We start from the raw sequence: 19,180 nt of genomic DNA on the forward strand, positions 1-19,180 counted from the left end.
TTCCGGGTTTTATCAGAATGGAACAAACCGTTATTGGCGACGACGGAATAGAACGCCAGTCATTGCGCGCGTATACAGAAAGCGCTTATCTGAATTATTCCATGTATGTCATTCTGGACCGGGCTTTGCCTCATATTGGCGACGGTCTCAAGCCGGTACAGCGGCGCATTGTTTATGCAATGAGTGAGCTGGGGCTGAAAAACACAGCCAAGTTCAAAAAGTCTGCCCGTACTGTGGGTGATGTGCTGGGTAAGTTTCATCCCCACGGTGACAGTGCCTGTTATGAAGCCATGGTACTGATGGCGCAGCCGTTTTCCTATCGCTATACGCTGGTGGATGGTCAGGGTAACTGGGGTTCTCCTGATGACCCCAAGTCGTTTGCGGCGATGCGTTACACCGAATCCCGCCTGACCAAATACTCGGATGTGCTTCTGGGTGAGCTGGGGCAGGGTACCGTAGACTGGGTACCTAACTTTGATGGAACTCTGGAAGAACCGTCTATCTTGCCAGCTCGCCTGCCGAACCTGCTGTTGAATGGTACAACCGGCATCGCGGTGGGCATGGCGACGGATGTGCCCCCCCATAACCTGAGTGAAGTCGCGGATGCCTGCGTGCATTTGCTGGAAAACCCTAAGGCAACGGTTGCTGATCTGGTTGAGCATATTCAGGGACCGGATTACCCGACGGAAGCCGAGATTATTACGCCCCGTGAAGACATTCTGAAAATGTACGAACAGGGTCGTGGTTCTATTCGCATGCGGGCGGTTTACCAGAAAGAGTCTGGTGACATCATCATCACTGCCCTGCCTCATCAGTGTTCCGGTGCCAAGGTGCTGGAACAGATTGCAGCCCAGATGCAGGCCAAGAAGCTGCCGATGGTGGCAGATCTGCGTGATGAATCTGACCATGAAAATCCGACTCGTCTGGTGATTGTGCCCAAATCTAACCGCATGGATGTGGAAGGACTGATGAATCATTTGTTTGCGACCACGGATCTGGAAAAGACCTACCGCGTGAACATGAACATGATTGGCGTCAATGGTCGTCCACAGGTGAAGTCGCTGGATCGTATGCTGACCGAGTGGCTGTCGTGGCGGACGGATACGGTGCGCCGTCGTTTGCAGTATCGTCTGGACAAAGTGCTGGCTCGCCTGCACCTTCTGCAAGGTTTGTTGGTAGCGTTCCTCAATATTGATGAAGTCATCGATATTATTCGCAACGAAGACAAGCCCAAAGAAGCCCTGATGGCGAAATTCGGACTGTCTGAACTTCAGGCTGATGCTATTCTCGAAATCAAGCTGCGTCAGCTGGCGAAGCTTGAAGAGATGAAGATTCGTGCCGAGCAGGAAGAACTGGATAACGAACGTAAGCAACTGGAGCTGGTATTAAGCTCCGAGCGTCGTTTGAAGACCCTGATTAAGAAAGAGATCATTGCAGACAAAGAGCAGTATGGTGATGAGCGTCGTTCTCCTATCGAGCAGCGTCAGGAAGCCAGAGCGTTGTCTGAGACTGACCTGATGAGCTCAGAGCCGGTTACTATCATTCTGTCTGAAAAAGGCTGGGTTCGCTGTGCCAAAGGGCATGAAGTGGACCCTACCACCATGAATTATAAGTCGGGTGATAAATATCGATTGTCGGCACGGGGCAAGAGCAATCAGTCGTCTGTCTTTATCGATTCCACCGGTCGCGCCTATTCGGTGCAAACCCACAGCCTGCCATCTGCCCGTGGACAGGGTGAGCCTTTGACCGGGCGGGTTAATCCGCCATCCGGCGCGACGTTTGAAGGTTTGTGTGTCGGTGATAACAGCGACTGCTATCTCATGGCGTCCGATGCCGGTTACGGTTTTGTGGTTCAGCATGGCGATATGGTCAGCAAGAACAAAGCCGGTAAGGCGCTTCTGACATTACCTAAAAATGCCCGCGTAATGTTGCCGGTGCCGGTTGTAGGTGATGATCAGTTGTTGGCTGCAGTCACCAATGAAGGGCGCATGCTGGTATTCCCGTTATCTGAATTGCCCAAGCTGGGTCGGGGTAAAGGCAACAAGATAATCAGCATTGCAACGGCAAGGGCAGCAGACCGTGTTGAAATTCTGGTGGCTCTGGCTGTCTTCAGTCGAGATGATTCTCTGGTGTTACGTGCGGGTAAACGTCATGTGAAGTTAAAACCTGCTGACCTTGAACATTATCATGGAGAGCGTGGCCGCCGGGGTAACAAGCTGCCCAGAGGTTTCCAGAAAGTGGACAGTGTTGAAGTAGCAGACGACAGTGAATAGTAAGCTCATTCACTGTCCTGTTGGCTGGAAGTAGTGGATCAGGCGTAGCGCTATGCCTTGACACTATGCCTTGACACTATGCCTTGACACTATGCCTTGACACTATGCCTTGACACTATGCCTTGACACTATGCCTTGACACTATGCCTTGACACTATGCCTTGACACTATGCCTTGACACTATGCCTTGACACCACAGCCTTTGATAACCAGGTTGCACAGATGATCGGTAGCAGCCTGGATATCTTCCTCGCTGAGTTCTTCCTTCCCCACAACGCAGGCTACCTGTGGGTTGTAGTCCACATAGTATTGAGTCGTGGCCCAGATAGTAAACAACAGGTGTAATGGGTCAACCGGATCCATTTTGCCCTGCTCGATCCAGGCTTGAATCACTTTGGATTTTTCGTCGATCCAGTCTTTGAAATGTTTAAAGTGTTCTCTAAGGTGCTGACCTCCGTGAATAATTTCACTGCTGAAAATGCGTGACGCATTAGAGTGAGCCAGACAATATTGCATTTTGGCATTGATGTATTGTCGTAAGGCGCTGGCCGGATCATCATCCGGATTCAAACCACTGAAAACAGCTTCCCATAAGTCCATGATGTGGGAGAGTACGGCACTGTAAAGATCCATTTTGCTGTTGAAGTAGTAGTGCACATTGGCTTTAGGAAGCCCGGCCCGGTTAGCAATATCCCGAATCGAAGCCCCTTTGAACCCGCTGATGACAAATTCGTCTTCAGCGGCTTTTAGTATGACCTGGATATTTTTCTGTCGGACCCGGCTGGTCTTTATTCCTGTATGCCCAATGGTGGATGCAGAAGATTGCATGACAGGTACCATGTTTAAGTTGTGAGTTATGACTGTCGAGTACCAATATAGACAAGGGTTACATAATTGCCATCCAACTATGCCGATTTTTAAACGTCGAACGACTTTTAAATTGAAAATAATAGTTAATATAAACTTATTATTATTCAGTGATATAGAAGGTTGTATTCAAATTATATAAATCAATCGTCGTTTTAAATTAAGGTCTTGGTGCATAGTCGAAAACATCTGAATGCATGTTTTTCCGATTAAAACCCGCATTTTCGATAACGTCAATCGTCGCATAAACCATTTGCGGCGATCCACTTAGATAGATATTGCCGTCCAGCAGCTGTTCCTTGTCAGCCAGAATGGCCTCGTAGAGTAAGCCGTGGCGGCCACACCAGTCGTCATCAGCAATAGCATCACTGACAACAGGGTGGTAATGAACGCCCCTGGCTGACCATTGGATCGGCAGGTAAGGCAAATAGAAACCGGCAGGTGTTCGGGCTCCCCAATACAGGTGAATGCCTTTGGCATGATTCTGGTTCAGGCAATGCTCAACCATGCTTTTCATCTGGGCAAAGCCTGTGCCGGCTGCGACAAACACCAGTGGTGTTTCCGGTAATGGGTCTGGCAAAAAACAGTTCCCTGAAGGCAGGCGTACATCAACACGGCCTTTGTTCAGCTGATCAAACAGTTCGGTCGAGGTTTGACTTTCCGGCAATTGCTGCACGTGGAGCTCAATGTCTTCCTGTTGAAAGGATGGTGCAGAAGCAATAGAAAAAGCACAGGGTTGTCTGCCGGGCAAAAGAATTTCCAGGTATTGCCCGGCTCGATAAGGTGGAACGAAGCCTGAACGGGGTTTCAATTTAATCCGGTAAACGTCGGAACCTGCGGGATGCATGTCGATGACATTAAAAGCCTGTTCCGAAACGATATTACCCATTTTGATTATTCCTCTGGAAAAATACCCAGTTCATGCCAACGGTCATCGACCCTGCTTTTAATGTCATCACTCATGGTGATGACCCTGCCCCACTCTCGCTCGGTTTCTCCCTGCCATTTATGAGTGGCATCAAAACCCACCTTTGAACCCAGACCAGCCACCGGAGAAGCAAAGTCCAGATAATCAATGGGTGTGTTTTCAATAAATACCGAGTCCCGTTTGGGGTCCATTCTTGTGGTCATTGCCCAGATGACATCGTTCCAGTCCCGTGCATTGACATCATCGTCTGTAACAATCACGAACTTGGTGTACATAAACTGTCTGAGAAAAGACCATACTCCCAGCATAATACGCTTGGCATGACCGGGGTACTCTTTACGCATGGTGACGACCGCCATACGGTATGAACAGCCTTCCGGCGGCAGGTAGAAATCCACGATTTCAGGGAACTGTTTTTTCAGAATAGGCACAAACACTTCATTCAGTGCTACCCCAAGTACGGCGGGCTCATCGGGTGGACGGCCTGTATAAGTGCTGTGGTAAATCGGATTTTTACGATGGGTGATGCAGTCAACCGTGAAGACCGGGAAGGATTCAACTTCGTTGTAATAGCCGGTGTGATCGCCATAAGGGCCTTCCTCAGCCATTTCCCCCGGATGGATATGCCCTTCCAGAACAAATTCGGCACTGGCGGGTACCTGCAGGTCGTTAGTTTTGCATTTTATCAGTTCAGTGCGGGAACCCCTCAAAAGCCCTGCAAACGCGTATTCGGATAGTGAATCGGGTACTGGTGTAACGGCTCCCAGTATTGTCGCAGGATCTGCGCCCAGTGCGACGGAGACCGGGAAAGGTTTATCCGGATGTTTCTGTTGCCAGTCCCTAAAGTCCAGTGCGCCACCGCGATGTGAGAGCCAGCGCATGATCAGTTTGTTGGGTCCCAGAAGCTGTTGGCGATAGATTCCCAGATTCTGCCGTTCTTTTTCAGGCCCTTTGGTGATGACCAGAGGCCAGGTCACTAAAGGTGCGGCATCTCCGGGCCAGCAGGTTTGTATGGGCAGCCGGGTTAAATCAATGTCATCCCCTTTTAAAACCACTTCCTGACAGGCCGCCTTGCTGACCATCTTTGGCCCCATGTTCAGAACCTGTTTAAAGATAGGCAGTTTCTGTAAGGCGTCTTTAAACCCTTTGGGTGGATCGGGTTCTTTCAGGTAGGCGAGCAGCTGCCCCACTTCTTTCAGGGCATCCACATTCTCCTGCCCCATACCAAGGGCTACGCGCTTTGGCGTTCCAAACAGGTTGGTGAGAACGGGTGTGTCAAAGCCTTTAGGGTTTTCAAAAAGCAGTGCCGGTCCTTTTTTTCGAAGAGTCCGGTCGCTGATTTCGGTCATTTCCAGATAGGGATCTACCTTAGCGGTAATTCGCTTCAGTTCGCCCTGCTGCTCCAGCAATTGGATAAAATCTCGAAGGTCCCTGTATTTCATGGATTCTACTGCCGGGAAGGTTATCGTTATTGTGCTGAATGTTTTTTTATTGAGAAGGGAGACTATTCCACAGAAACAGCTGCATACAAAACTGCTTCTGTGGACATGAAGAAGGCTTACTTGCGCTTCATCGCCTGGAAGAATTCTTCGTTAGTCTTGGTGTGCTTCATGCGATCCAGCAGGAATTCGATGGCCTGAATTTCGTCCATTGGGTGCAGAATCTTGCGGAGAATCCACATGCGCTGCAGCTCTTCCTCTGTGGTCAGCAGGTCTTCGCGGCGGGTACCGGACTTGTTGATGCCGATCGCCGGGAATACACGTTTTTCAGCGATGCGACGGTCGAGGTTCAGTTCCATGTTACCGGTACCTTTGAATTCCTCGAAAATCACTTCGTCCATCTTGGAGCCGGTATCTACCAGTGCGGTGGCAACGATGGTCAGGCTGCCGCCTTCTTCGATGTTACGGGCTGCACCAAAGAAACGCTTTGGACGCTCCAGTGCGTGGGCGTCCACACCACCGGTCAGTACCTTGCCGGAAGACGGGATGACGGTGTTGTAAGCACGAGCCAGACGGGTGATGGAGTCCAGCAGGATAACAACGTCTTTTTTGTGTTCTACCAGACGCTTGGCTTTTTCCAGAACCATTTCTGCCACCTGAACGTGACGTGAAGGTGGTTCGTCAAAGGTAGATGCCACTACTTCACCACGAACGGAACGTGCCATCTCTGTGACTTCCTCGGGACGTTCGTCAATCAGAAGTACAATCAGGTGGCATTCAGGGTTGTTGCGGGTGATGTTTGCCGCAATGTTTTGCAGCATCAGGGTTTTACCGGCTTTAGGTGGCGATACAATCAGACCGCGCTGACCTTTACCGATCGGAGAAACCAGATCAATAATCCGGCCTGTCAGGTCTTCTGTTGAACCGTTACCCATTTGCATAACCAGACGGTCCTGTGGAAACAGTGGGGTCAGGTTTTCAAACAGGATTTTGTTACGGGCGTTTTCTGGCTGGTCAAAATTAATTTCATTAACTTTGAGCAGGGCGAAATAACGCTCACCTTCTTTTGGCGGGCGAATTTTGCCAGAGATGCTGTCGCCGGTTCTCAGGTTAAAACGGCGAATCTGGCTTGGGGATACATAAATATCATCTGGGCCTGCCAGATAGGAACTGTCGGCAGAGCGCAGGAAACCGAAGCCATCCTGAAGGATTTCCAGAACGCCTTCGCCAAAGATATCTTCCCCGCTGCGGGCGTGGCGCTTGAGGATGGAGAATATTACGTCCTGCTTCCGTGAACGGGCGAGGTTGTCCAGACCCATTTCATTGGCTGTTGCCAGAAGCTCAGGAACAGATTTTTTCTTAAGTTCGGTAAGATGCATAACAGTTTGGAACGTTATATTGAAAGGTAGTGGCCGTCGTAGTTGCAGGAAAATCAGATATTATTGAGATTATTATATTCAGGATCGCTTAATGCCGATCCCTGCGAAAGCTGTTTACAGCCTTCCAGCTACAGCCCGATGTTTTAGGTCATGTTATTGAATTAAGTGAGTTATGGCTCGAAAGAATTCAAAACAAGCCTGGCCGGAAATAATTCTGTTGACTGTCATTGTACCAATTTATGTTGCTTTGGTATCTGACACACGTCACTTCGACAGTCTATATCCTTTTCTGGAAAATAATCAAGAACTAGTGTCTCGTCAACTTTAATTCGGCTTTAATTCGGTTTTATTATTATTTTATCCGTTTCAGGTGTTGATAGACCTGACTAACATTGCTTTGACGTTCATTGAACGTCGGTTTTGATGACTGCGCCAGTCAAACCGCCGGATGAAAACCTCAACAATAACATCCGGCCATTTCTGGCATGTGAACCCCTGATATCAATCAGAGATTGCTATCCAGAAATACGGTCAACTGGGATTTGGACAGCGCGCCGACTTTAGTGGCTTCTACATTTCCGCCCTTGAACAGCATCAGGGTCGGGATACCACGCACACCGTATTTTGGTGGAGTCGCTTCGTTCTCATCGATGTTCAGCTTGCAGATTTTCAGCTTGCCGTCGTAGTCCTGGGCTATTTCATCCAGTACCGGAGCAATCATTTTGCAGGGCCCGCACCACTCAGCCCAGTAATCGACCAGTACCGGTCCGTCTGCTTTCAGTACGTCCTCATCGAAGGAAGCGTCTGTCACATTGACAATATCGCTCATGGAATGGATCTCCTAGCCATTTGCATTCAGTTACGAAATCATAGCAAACGGCCTGCCCGGGAAACAATTGCCGACGTTTTAAATTTGCAGGGTTTTGTACAGACAGACAATAAATAATGATCCGTTATGTGAGATAAGCCGCCTTCTGTTATGCTGAGTCCGGCTTTCAGGTAAACACACCTAGCAGTAAAGGATCATGAGAGAAATCGGTCAAAGTGAGACAGACGGTCAACCGCTAGTGGCGGCTATTGATCTGGGGTCTAACAGCTTTCATATGATTGTCGCCCGGGTCGATCAGGGCGAAATCCGGCCGGTTGAGCGGCTGGGCGAAAAAGTTCAGTTGGCAGCCGGGCTGGCAAAAGATGGCAATTTGTCTGAAGCGGCAATGGAGCGCGGGCTTAACTGTCTGGCACAGTTTGCCCAATATATGAAGGGCAGAACCTTTCAGGCCATCAGAATTGTTGGCACCAATGCGCTGAGAAAAGCCAGAAACAGCGACGAATTTGTACGAAGAGCCGCCAGAATACTGCCTTATCCCATTGAAATTATTGCCGGCCGTGAAGAGGCCCGGTTGATTTATCTGGGCGTTGCCCAGACTCAGGCAGACGATAATGACCGGCGACTGGTGGTTGATATTGGCGGTGGCAGTACTGAGCTGATTGTGGGCGAGCGCTTTGAACCCAAGCTGCTGGAAAGCCTGCACATGGGTTGCGTCACGTTTAATGATCGCTTCTTTTCCGGAGGGCATTTATCCGCTGAACGTTTTCAATCTGCCTATTATGCCGCCCGGCTGGAATTGCTGAACATCGAGAAGGCCTACAGGGAACTCAGCTGGGAGGATGCCGTGGGCTCTTCCGGCTCCATTCGTACGGTCAGCTGTATTCTGCAGGCGATGGGTGAAGGCGATGTTATTACCCGGGAACTGCTGGATAAGCTGAAAAACGACCTGTTGGTGTTTAATCGCACCGATCGTATCCGCTTTCCGGGTCTGAAACCTGAGCGTCAGACCATTTTTCCAGCCGGGCTGGCTATTTTAACAGCCTGCTTCGATGCCTTTGATATTGAACAGATGCAGTATTCCGATGGCGCTCTGCGTGAAGGTGTACTGTATGACATGCTGGGTCGTGACCGGCATGAAGATGTCCGTGGACGCACCATTTCTGCCCTCATGAAACGCTATCACGTTGACCAGACTAATGCTGAAGCTGTCCGGCAGCATGCACTGTACTGTTTTGATCAGGTGGCTGATGAGTGGGGGCTGAGCCAGAGTGAAAGAGAATTGCTGTCATGGGCGGCACAGGTGTGCGAGATCGGTCTGGACATTTCCCACTCCCAGTACCATCGGCACGGAGCTTACCTGATACATCATTCTGACCTGATGGGTTTCAGCAAGGCGCAGCAGCATAAGCTGGCTTTATTGGTCAGAGGGCACCGACGCACAATTCCCCGTTCGCTGATTGATAGTGATGATGAAGAAGGCAGGCTGTTGAAACTGACTATCCTGCTTCGGATAGCCATTGTCTTGAATCATATTCGGGGCACTGATAACCGCTTTACCTTCTCTCTGGAGGCTGGCGATAAAAAACTGAGTGTTTCTTTTCCCAGAAAATGGCTGAAACAGCACCCTCTGACGGCGGCTGATTTTGAGCGGGAGCGAATTGAGCAGATCCGGGTAGGTTATTGGCTGGTTGTTGATTGACAATGATTCATGACGGTCAGGCTAAAGCGAGCTGAGCTTTAGCCTGTCAGCCGATCATCTCTGGAGTGACATCGAAGTCGTGATATTCCTCACGATCTCTGGTGAGCATGATGACAGCCCCGTCAATCAGATTGGTACAGGCATCGTGGACGTGGGCGCTGTCGTTCAGAAGTGAGCTGGCCATATAGGCATCAACCTGACCGGATCGTATCAATTCATTCAGAGCTCTGTTCGTTTGTTCATCCTGTTCTCTGAGTTCCTGCTTTAACTGGTCGGTATGTTCGCGAATATGGCTGTATTGGCGCTTTACTCCCAACAGATCGATCAGTTTCAGAACGGATGCCAGACAAAGTCTGAGCTGGTTGTATTGCTCACGAATCTGTTCGTTTTCCGACTCGGTGTACTTACCCATATTTTTATAGATGTGTTTGACGTGCTTGATGGCCTGCACAAAATCCCTGCAGGCGACTTTCAGGGCAAACAGTTCTTGCGCCTGCTGTTTAGGTAGTCGGCCTTCCAGAGCACCAGAGTACTGAATAATATCAGCGTAAATGCCTTTAATATGGCGAATATAGAGTTCTTTAATAGTCCAGGGGTGTTCTTGTTCTTGCCGGTTAGTGATCAGCTCCTGAAGGTTGTCCGTTTTTCTTAGCTTTTCACCCGAGAGGTGAATGCTGTAACAGATAATTTCCAGAGTGTTTCGGTACAGGTGGGCACACTCACGGGTCATAGCCCGCATCGCCGTGTCTGGATAGCTGAGGGTAACAGGATTCAGATAAATGGATTTTTCAGGTTCTGTTCCATCATGACTGGCCAGGTTGAGCGGAGCGGTTGCACTTTGATCCTTGAACAATGATTGCAGCCATTTGACCATAACCCCCATGAACGGCAGCAATGTGACAATACCAATAATGTTAAAAAGGGTATGGAAAATGGCCAGCTTCAACGTGTAGTTGTCACTGGCAACACCGTGATATTCGGCGATATGGTCAACCAGACTGATCAAAGGGTTAAGCAGACTGATCGCCAGCATGGAGGTAATGACATTGAATGTCAGATGAGCAACGGCGAGTCGCTTTCCTTCAGCATTAGCGCTAATGGCTCCCAGAATGGCTGTAATGGTTGTACCCACGTTTGAACCAATGGCAATAGCCAGTGCATTTTCATAAGAGAGCTGGCCAATAGCCAAGGCTGAAAAGGTGAGCACCATGGTGGCATTGGTTGACTGCATGATGACTGTAGCCAGCATGCCAATCATGGTGTAAACCAGTACTCCGGCGAGTCCGTCCATGGAATACTCGGCAAGGTCAATGGCGCTTTTAAATGCTTCAAAGCCTTCTTTCATGTAGTGAATGCCGAGAAACAAAAAACCAATGCCGAGCAGAATAAAGCCAAAGCCGTTAAGGTTTTTTGCCCGCTGGGTTTTCAGTATCAGGCCAATCACCAGCATGGGCATAGCGTAGGCCGAGAGTTTTACTTTCAGGCCAAATAAGGCAACCAGCCACGCGCCAGCTGTACTTCCCAGATTTGCTCCAAAAATAATGCCGACACCGGCAGCCAGACCAATCAGTCCGGCACTGAGAAACGAGATAACAATAACGGAAACCAGAGAGCTGGATTGCAGAATAGCTGTTGAGACGATACCAAAGCTGAGGCTTTTCCATACCTTGTCAGTGGTTTTTTGCAGAATATTTTCCAGCAGACCGCCGGTGAATACCTTGAAGCCCTGCTCCAGATAAACCATGCCAAACAGAAAGATCGCAACGCCTGCAGCAATGATTTTAAACTCCGGGCTGACCCAGAATCCGTAAATCAATAAGACCAGTGTTGAAGGTAAAAACAATCGACTAAGCATAAAGCCTCATCCAGTTGCAGCTACTCAGGCTATAGGCTCATTTATCGGCGTTACCTGTCAGGCTCTACAGTCTTTCTGTGACGAATTTTATGTTTAGGGGCGGGGGAAAGAGGCGTCTTCAATTAGTCGTAAAAATGTCATTAAAGTGTCTACTGTGGCGACCGATAATAGAAGCTCGGATTTTTGAGTAGGCGAAGATGAACAATGAATGGCAGTTTAAGAGTCAAAGACAGAAATACGTTTGAAGAAGGGCGTCTGTTCCAGAGCCTGAAAACCGGTTGGGTGAAGGTGTTGATGGACAACGGAGAGGTCAGGGAGTATCGCCCGAAAGATCTTATTGCCTCCATAGACACCACGCTTCAAAAGGAATTGCAGAACGTTCCCTTCAGCACCAGAGCGGTTAAGCAAAATCGACCATAGTTACACGAGTGGAAAACATAGCCTTAGCCTGTAGGGCTGGCAAGTCAATTTTTCATGCACCACTGTTGGCTTACAGTTTTATCAGCTTTGCAATAATCTGAAGGCAGTTTTTTTGCATGGGATTCGAATGTCTTCATTTTTATATCATCAATAACATTATTTTTTTCAGGCGCCTGCTTCTCACTGACTCCCCTTGTTTCAAATAACTGATACATTGAAACTATTGTGATTTTTCTCTTAAATAATTTCTAAATCAATTCTGGCAGCTATTATACAGGCTGTTGTTATTATTATTGCGAGTGAGTGTTGATGAAGGAGACACAAAGTCAGTATTAAATGTTGGTCGTATGATTGGTTTCCGGCAGTGCTGAATAGCCATCTGGTGTCATACGTCTCATCAGTGAACTGAACGGTAAATCAAAAGCTGTTTGAGTCCATATATACTCCGTTTGTGTAACCTGTCAGCAGTCATCTGGCGTTCGCGAGGTGGAAGGGTGTTGTTGAATGCTGCAGACCTTCAGTTCACAGGCCTGCCGGTCATTTGGTAATGTACCTTCTATCTGTATTGGCTACCGAGGTAGAGTAATGAATATATTTGAAGAACTTCATCACAGGCTAGGCAGCAAAACCAGAATTCGCTCTTTATTCAAAGATGTGAATGCCGAAGAGATGGAACGAATCATTAATCGGGTTAACGAGGTGCTGCAGGAAAAGCTCGATGAGAAAGAGGCTGAAGAAGCCAAGCGGGAAGAGAAAAAACGCAGCATCGAAGAAATCAAACAGGCAATGGCCGAGCGGGGCCTGTCTATTTCTGATTTAAGCCTGCTGGATGAAATGGGAAAAGAATCCAGGCGCAAGCGCAACGTCAGCAAACATAACTTTGAATATCAAACCATATCGGGTGATACCGTTCGCTGGTACGGTTCAACGACAGGTCGTTTGCCAAAGGATTTTCAGGATTACCTTGATCGTACGAACAAGAAAAGAATTGACTGCATAGTTGATGATGAATAGTTAATCGTAATTGATAAAGGACAGTGTATTATTAATAACCGAATCTGAAAACAGTTTAGTTTTGCAGGTTTACAATCAGGGACCGCATCCATAAAGCTAAATCACTGATGCCATCAAGAATCAAAAATAAAAGTGCGACATCCACTGGATCAATGTGATGTTCAAACTGACAGGCATGATGCCTGATTTCTTGGCTGGTGTCTCTGAGTTCGTCAGTACAGAGCGCCAGCTGTCTGCGCAGGTTCTGCAAAGAGTGGTTATGTTGTTTTCTATAACCACTGACATTCAGCTGCTCCAGTTCATCAATACCCTGTCTGAGTTGATAGATGGTTTGTCCGAACTGACGCGCCAGCACATTAACAGGCACGATTAACTCTGGTGGCAGGTTGAGAGGTCGATAGCTCAGCCGCTCAGACAGACGACAAATTTCATGAGCCAGTGCATTCTGTATCTGCAGAGTGTTAATGACAACATCCCTGGGCTGGGAAGTAATGGAGGGTTGATGAATACGATTCAGAATTTCATGTTCCAGCTTTTCCAGCTGACCTGGAAAGGCCTTTATCCATTCCGATGATTGTGCGTTAAATGGCTGATCCGAGTTCAGACTGTGCAACTGTTGATTCAGATGAAACAGCGCATCCAACACCTGTTCACGGTGTTGCAGTAAAGGCTTGAACGGTGAGCCGGAAAACAGCTTGGCAAAGGTTTTAAGATTCATGAAGGCTCTATCGACCGGTTATCCAGCCAAATGAGCTTACAGAAGCTGTTCACGATCTTATTGAGGGCTGCAAATGTCGATAAATTGCCCCTGTTTTTTGATCTCATTCGTTACGTAGCACCACTACGTGCCTCATGAGATCAAAAAACAGCAACAATTTCTCATCATTTTCGCTTTCCTCAAAAGATCATGAGCAGCTTCTCAGAGCTGTTCATGAAAACCGGGTTACTGAGGAAGGTTGCGCACCAGCAGTGACATTTCGTCAGGCTGAACACCTTCGGGCACAGGGATTTTCACCTGATGGCCGGAGCCCGGAGCCACAGAAACGGATTCACCGTGTTTGTTCTCGATATTGTCCAGAGTGAAGGCTACGTTACCTTTTGGTGTCATCAGTTCCATGGTATCGCCGGTTTCGAAGCGGTTCTTAACATCCACAGTGACCTGCTGTCCGTCGAAATCCAGAATATCCCCGACAAACTGCTGCTTGTTGCCTCGTGAGTTGCCGGTTTCATAATTCTGGTATTCATCATGCACATGACGACGGTAGAAGCCTTCGGTAAAGCCTCTGTTTGCCAGATTTTCCAGTGTGTCCATTGCACTCATATCAAATGGACGTCCAGCGGCGGCATCGTCGATGGTTTTGCGATATACCTGTGCCGTTCGTGCAACGTAGTAGAACGATTTGGTACGACCTTCGATTTTCAGCGAGTGAATCCCCATATCGGTCAGACGATGCACGTGTTGTACTGCGCGCAGGTCTTTGGAATTCATGATGTAAGTGCCGTGTTCATCTTCAAAAGCGGGCATGTACTGGTCCGGGCGACCTTTTTCCTGCAGAAGAACGATCTGGTCAGTGGGGGCGCCCTGCCCCAGAGTTGGCTCAACGGTTTCCGGTTTTGCCAGTGGTATCACTTCGCCGGTGTAGCTCTCTGTCGCTGCATGAGGCTGATATTCCCAGCGGCAGGCATTGGTGCAGGTGCCCTGGTTCGGATCACGCTTGTTGATGTATCCGGACAGAAGACAACGGCCGGAGTAAGCAATGCACAGGGAGCCATGGACAAACACCTCGATTTCCATCTCCGGTGCTTCTTCCCGAATCTCCTGAATTTCATCCAGAGACAGCTCCCGGGACAGAATGATGCGCTCAACGCCCTGTTTTGCCCAGAACTTAACAGTGGCAAAGTTCACCACGTTTGCCTGTACTGACAGATGCACAGGCATATCCGGCCAGGTTTCACGAACCATCATGATCAGGCCGGGATCCGACATAATCAAAGCGTCCGGCTTCATTGCGATCACCGGTTCCATATGTTTCAGAAAGGTTTTTACTTTGCTGTTATGGGGTGCGAGGTTGCTGGCGAGATAGAACTTCTTACCCTGGGCATGGGCTTCGTTAATGCCGTTTTCAAGGTTTTCCAGCTTGAAGTCATTGTTGCGAACACGCAGGCTATAGCGCGGCTGGCCAGCGTATACCGCGTCGGCACCGTAAGCGAAAGCGTAACGCATGTTTTTTAAAGTGCCAGCGGGAGAAAGAAGTTCTGGTTTCATAGATTTGATTGATGCTGTTTGCAGGACAGGGGGCGCATTATATCAGCGAGAAAGTCCGGGGAAATAAGCAGTTTTGCAAACAGCTCCGGGAGTAGTCAGGTGTTTATGGGGTCAACTACCTGACTTATCGACACTCATTCAGATATCGAATGTTTGCATAAGGCGAGTGCCGTCTTTCATGCACAGGTGAACATGAACCCTGCGCCAGAGCACGTTACCTTCTTTAATCATCACCCTTGCCATAGGGCCTGCCGGAGTCAGGTCAGCAGTTACAACAATTTTTCCACCACACTCGTGCTGAAACTCGGCCGAGGCGCCTTTATCCAGATAAACCTGAACGGCCAGTTCTTCAGCCTGCACGGCTTCCGGCGTAGAGAAGCGTTCGTTTAATACTTCAATCTGGTCGAAAACGGTGGCTGTTTCGTTTGAAGCTTCAGATAACGTGTTGTTGTATATCATGGTCAGTCAAAGCTCTTCTGAGAGGATTGTGCGCGCTTATGATGAAGAAATAGCTCGCACTGGTCGAGAGGGTTTGTACTGAAAACGATTACAAGTTGTATTTTTTTCGGACATAAAAAAACCAGACCGGATGACATCGGGTCTGGTTTTTCAGAAACCGTCGATCTTACTTGATCTTGTGTTCCTTGTACTCCACGTGCTTGCGCACAACAGGATCGTACTTCTTGAATACGAGCTTGTCTGGAGTGTTACGCTTGTTCTTGTTGGTGGTGTAGTAGTGACCAGTACCAGCCGTAGAAACCAGCTTAATCTTCTCGCGAATACCTTTTGCCATGACTTATTGCTCCCGCTGTCTTAGATTTTTTGACCGTTGGCGCGCATGTCAGCCAGAACAGCGTCGATGCCTTTCTTGTCGATGATGCGCATGCCTTTGGAGGAAACACGCAGGCGTACGAAGCGGTTTTCGCTTTCTACCCAGAAACGCTTGGAGTGCAGGTTAGGCACGAAGCGACGACGGGTTTTGTTTTGCGCGTGGGATACGTTGTTCCCGGTAACCGGGCGCTTGCCGGTAACCTGACAAACTTTGGACATTATGATGGCCTCTCAAAGCTATCTGTCTAAACAATGATCCAGCCATCAGGCCGGAAACTAAACTGAATTCCAGAGTCTGCTTATTTCAGCCCAAACAGCCATGAGCCAGAAAACACCGCTTTATTAAGCCCTTTATCAAGCTATAAAACCGCATTTCCGTATTAAATCATGAGCCAGAGCTCTCAGCAGTTACCCTCAAACAAAGATCGGGCTTTATACCAGAGTCAAGCCTGAATCGCAAGTTGGTCACGGGTGAACTTCTACCTACAACCCCTCTAAAATGCTGGTCTGGCAAGACATTGAGGCCATCAGCCGAGGATTTATTGTACGGTTGACTTAAGTAAGCAAACCTCTTTCAGCCAGGGACACAATCTGACCCCGACCGACAATCATATGATCCAGACACTTAATGTCAATCAGTTCTAATGCCTGTTTAATGGTTTGAGTGATACGAATATCAGCCTGACTGGGTTCCGGGTCACCGCTGGGATGATTGTGGCTTAGAATCACCGCGCTGGCATTTAACGCCAGTGCCCGCTTCAGGATTTCCCTGGGATAGACCGCTGCCGAGTTGATGGTGCCGTAAAACAGCGTTTCCAGAACAATGACCCGATGGCGCGTATCCAGAAACAGACAGGCAAACTGCTCGCTGGTTTGTCCTCTGAAATGCATCTGCAGGTATTGCCGGGTATTGTCCGGGCTGGTCAGCGCGTTCCCGTGCCTTACCCTGTGTTCAAGGACTCGCTGACAGACAGCCAGAATGGCCTGCAGCTCGGCGATTTTAGCTTGTCCAAGACCCTTGAATCGTCTCAACTGGGCTGGTCTGGCCGTTAACAGCTCATCCAGAGACCCGAAGTGTTGAATCAGTGTTCGTGACAGCTCTATGACGCCGATGCCCTTTGAGCCGGTTCGCAGCAGTATGGCAAGGAGTTCTGTATCACTTAATGACTCAGCGCCATTGCTTAATAGTTTCTCTCTGGGGCGCTCAGGAAGGGGCTGAGTGATATTGCATTGAGTGTCAGGCATGAACGGCGACTTCTTAAATTGTGCGTGTTCTTTTCTGACAAGAGAGGCGGGATAAAATTCCGGAAATGTTGAGCAGTAAAACGACAGGCGTGACAAGGCGTGGTACAGATGCTCAAGGTATTCATACCAATTCCCCTTTCTAAACATGAATTGCGCAGCCATTCTGAATCACGGGAGCTGCGTTGGAACTCCTCGCAATAGCTCGCTATTACTCGTCGTTCCGCCTTTATGCCCTTTAGGGTATTGTCCCGCGACCCAGAATAGCTTGCTCATGGTCATATTTAGAAAGCGGAATTGGTATCGCTGTGCCAGCCGTCGTCACGCTTGTCTTAAATCGTGGGCTTAAATAGCGGGCTTAAATAGCGGACTTAAAGAGCGAATTCGCTAACCAGCTGACGAACCGCTTCGCCGTCCTCTGCATTCAGGCACTGTTCCGCCAGTGCTTCCAGATTGGCACTGCTCTGTGCTCTCAGAACCTTCTTTATCTTCAGAACGGATGGCGCAGACATACTGAATTCATCCAGCCCGAGACCGGCCAGAATCAGTGCTGCCTGTTCATCACCGGCAAATTCACCGCACATGCCTGTCCATTTACCAGCGGCATGAGACGCATCGATAACCCGTTTGATGGCGCGCAGTACCGAGGGTGAGAAGCTGTCATACAGGTGGGCAATGCTCTCGTTACCACGGTCAACCGCCAGAATGTACTGGGTCAGGTCGTTGGTGCCAATGCTGAAGAAGTCCAGCTGGGCAATCAGCTGATCTGCAATCATCACGGCAGCCGGAGTTTCGATCATAATGCCGACTTCGATCTGTTCATCAAAAGTCACAGCGGCTTCCCTCAGGGACGTTTTGGCCTGTTCAACATGGGCTTTCAGCTGTTTCACTTCCTGTACCGAAATCACCATTGGGAACATGATACGCAGCTTGCCAAAGGCACTGGCTCGTAAAATAGCACGCAACTGGGTTTGCAGAATTTCAGGACGATCCAGACACATGCGAATGGCGCGCCAGCCAAGGAATGGATTCAGCTCGCTGGGCAGATCCATATAGGGCAGCTCCTTGTCGCCGCCAATATCCAGAGTGCGGATAATCACCGGCTTGTCCTGCATCGTTTCAGCCACCGCTTTATAAGCTTCAAACTGAACCTGCTCGGAAGGCATACTGCTGCGATCCATAAACAGGAACTCGGTGCGATACAGACCAATGCCCTCGGCACCATTTGCAACAGCACCTTCAGCATCTTTAGGTGTGCCAATGTTGGCGCACAGCTCAAAGTGCTTGCCATCCAGCGTAACCGCAGGGGCATCTTTCAATTTCAGCAGTTCGCTCTTTTCCGCGATCAGCTTGTCCTGACGCTCACGAGCCTGTGTCAGCTGTTGTTCGGAAGGATTGGCAATCAGTTGATTGTTGATGGCATCTAGAATAATCAGTTCGCCGTCCTTAATGTCTGAACAGGCTTTCTGACAGCCCACCAAAGCTGGAATTTCCAGCGAGCGAGCCATAATGGCCGAGTGGGAAGTGCGACCACCAATCTCGGTGACAAAACCCAGCACCTTGTTCAGATCCAGCTGGGCAGTATCAGACGGTGTCAGGTCATTGGCGAGAATAATAGAGTTGTCGTCCAGTTCGTTCAGGCCGGTTGTCGAAATACCCAGAATGATTTTGATCATGCGGGAACCTACATCACGGAAATCGGCAACCCTTTCCCTGATATAGTCCTTATCCACTTCCAGCAGCATGTCTACATTGCTTTCAATGGCTTTATGCAGGGCAACGGCAACAGGAAGGCCTTGCTGAATGAATTCCAGAACCTCTTCTTCCAGCGATTCATCATCAGCGATTTCCATGTGGCCTTCAAAGACTTCAGCCTCTTCTTCGCCGAGTTTTGCCAGTACATCGTTGTACAGTTTATCCAGCTGGCTAATCGCTGCAGCCTTTGCTTTTTTGAACTGATCAAACTCGGCCTGAACATTCTCTGTAGCAACGTTGTATTCCGGCAGAACCAGTTCCTGCTCAACGTGGATAACCGCTTTACCAATCGCAATGCCTTCAGAGGCAATAATTCCGTTCAACATATCAATCTACTTCCTGAATTCCATGGCGGTTAGCCGCCGGAGGCAGACGTTCCGTCT

General features: G+C 49.0%; 17 protein-coding genes. 4 read left to right on the forward strand and 13 right to left on the reverse strand.

All coding sequences use genetic code 11. The features are described 5' to 3' along the window. The first annotated feature begins 17 nt into the window (after positions 1-17). Positions 18-2,273 carry a DNA topoisomerase IV subunit A gene (parC, locus tag EZMO1_RS00560; protein WP_034879074.1) on the forward strand — a complete coding sequence of 752 codons (2,256 nt, stop codon included), beginning with the start codon at positions 18-20 and terminating at the stop codon, positions 2,271-2,273. A gap of 180 nt (positions 2,274-2,453) precedes the next feature. On the opposite strand, the gene EZMO1_RS00565 is transcribed toward parC, so the two are convergent. From EZMO1_RS00565 to trxA, 5 genes are all read right to left on the reverse strand, one after another. Further along, positions 2,454-3,101: a TetR/AcrR family transcriptional regulator gene (locus EZMO1_RS00565; RefSeq protein ID WP_051790654.1), complete on the reverse strand. Its 648-nt coding sequence runs from the start codon at positions 3,099-3,101 to the stop codon at positions 2,454-2,456. A 199-nt stretch (positions 3,102-3,300) separates the two neighbouring features. Further along, positions 3,301-4,029: a hypothetical protein gene (locus EZMO1_RS00570; protein ID WP_051790592.1), complete on the reverse strand. Its 729-nt coding sequence runs from the start codon at positions 4,027-4,029 to the stop codon at positions 3,301-3,303. Positions 4,030-4,034: 5 nt separating this feature from the next. Beyond that, positions 4,035-5,510 (reverse strand): 4-hydroxy-3-polyprenylbenzoate decarboxylase, encoded by a 1,476-nt coding sequence (ubiD, locus tag EZMO1_RS00575; RefSeq protein ID WP_034879075.1) that lies wholly within the window; start codon positions 5,508-5,510, stop codon positions 4,035-4,037. Between the two features lie 116 nt (positions 5,511-5,626). Next, positions 5,627-6,886, reverse strand: a complete 1,260-nt coding sequence (gene rho, locus EZMO1_RS00580) for a transcription termination factor Rho (protein ID WP_034879076.1) — start codon at positions 6,884-6,886, stop codon at positions 5,627-5,629. A gap of 505 nt (positions 6,887-7,391) precedes the next feature. Next, on the reverse strand, positions 7,392-7,715 hold the full coding sequence (trxA, locus tag EZMO1_RS00585) for a thioredoxin TrxA (RefSeq protein ID WP_034879077.1): 324 nt from the start codon (positions 7,713-7,715) through the stop codon (positions 7,392-7,394). A 196-nt stretch (positions 7,716-7,911) separates the two neighbouring features. Between trxA and ppx the strand changes: the two genes are divergently transcribed. Next, positions 7,912-9,414, forward strand: coding sequence for an exopolyphosphatase (gene ppx / locus EZMO1_RS00590; protein ID WP_051790594.1), 1,503 nt, complete (start codon positions 7,912-7,914; stop codon positions 9,412-9,414). A gap of 46 nt (positions 9,415-9,460) precedes the next feature. On the opposite strand, the gene EZMO1_RS00595 is transcribed toward ppx, so the two are convergent. Beyond that, the gene (locus tag EZMO1_RS00595) at positions 9,461-11,269 is read right to left on the reverse strand and encodes a Na/Pi cotransporter family protein (RefSeq protein ID WP_051790596.1); all 1,809 of its coding nucleotides are present in this window, start codon (positions 11,267-11,269) and stop codon (positions 9,461-9,463) included. A gap of 204 nt (positions 11,270-11,473) precedes the next feature. Between EZMO1_RS00595 and EZMO1_RS00600 the strand changes: the two genes are divergently transcribed. Further along, the gene (locus EZMO1_RS00600) at positions 11,474-11,689 is read left to right on the forward strand and encodes a hypothetical protein (RefSeq protein ID WP_034879078.1); all 216 of its coding nucleotides are present in this window, start codon (positions 11,474-11,476) and stop codon (positions 11,687-11,689) included. A gap of 585 nt (positions 11,690-12,274) precedes the next feature. After that, positions 12,275-12,703, forward strand: a complete 429-nt coding sequence (locus EZMO1_RS00605; RefSeq protein WP_082212347.1) for an H-NS family histone-like protein — start codon at positions 12,275-12,277, stop codon at positions 12,701-12,703. A 55-nt stretch (positions 12,704-12,758) separates the two neighbouring features. Here the strand turns inward: EZMO1_RS00605 and EZMO1_RS00610 are convergent, their stop codons facing one another. The 7 genes from EZMO1_RS00610 to ptsP form a co-directional block, all read right to left on the reverse strand. After that, positions 12,759-13,421, reverse strand: a complete 663-nt coding sequence (locus EZMO1_RS00610; protein WP_034879081.1) for a DUF47 family protein — start codon at positions 13,419-13,421, stop codon at positions 12,759-12,761. Positions 13,422-13,646: 225 nt separating this feature from the next. Further along, positions 13,647-14,969 (reverse strand): prephenate-dependent tRNA uridine(34) hydroxylase TrhP, encoded by a 1,323-nt coding sequence (trhP, locus tag EZMO1_RS00615; protein WP_034879082.1) that lies wholly within the window; start codon positions 14,967-14,969, stop codon positions 13,647-13,649. Positions 14,970-15,107: 138 nt separating this feature from the next. Further along, positions 15,108-15,428: a hypothetical protein gene (locus EZMO1_RS00620; protein ID WP_034879085.1), complete on the reverse strand. Its 321-nt coding sequence runs from the start codon at positions 15,426-15,428 to the stop codon at positions 15,108-15,110. Between the two features lie 166 nt (positions 15,429-15,594). Then, positions 15,595-15,762, reverse strand: coding sequence for a 50S ribosomal protein L33 (rpmG, locus tag EZMO1_RS00625; RefSeq protein ID WP_034879088.1), 168 nt, complete (start codon positions 15,760-15,762; stop codon positions 15,595-15,597). Between the two features lie 20 nt (positions 15,763-15,782). Continuing rightward, complete coding sequence (gene rpmB / locus EZMO1_RS00630) at positions 15,783-16,019, reverse strand: 50S ribosomal protein L28 (RefSeq protein ID WP_034879091.1); 237 nt, start codon at positions 16,017-16,019, stop codon at positions 15,783-15,785. A 336-nt stretch (positions 16,020-16,355) separates the two neighbouring features. Next, the gene (gene radC / locus EZMO1_RS00635) at positions 16,356-17,045 is read right to left on the reverse strand and encodes a RadC family protein (RefSeq protein WP_051790597.1); all 690 of its coding nucleotides are present in this window, start codon (positions 17,043-17,045) and stop codon (positions 16,356-16,358) included. Positions 17,046-17,413: 368 nt separating this feature from the next. Continuing rightward, a complete protein-coding gene (ptsP, locus tag EZMO1_RS00640; protein ID WP_034879093.1) occupies positions 17,414-19,123 on the reverse strand; it encodes a phosphoenolpyruvate--protein phosphotransferase in 1,710 nt (569 codons plus the stop codon). Between the last annotated feature and the right edge of the window lie 57 nt (positions 19,124-19,180).

The sequence above is a fragment of the Endozoicomonas montiporae CL-33 genome (assembly GCF_001583435.1).
Lineage (GTDB): Bacteria > Pseudomonadota > Gammaproteobacteria > Pseudomonadales > Endozoicomonadaceae > Endozoicomonas_A > Endozoicomonas_A montiporae.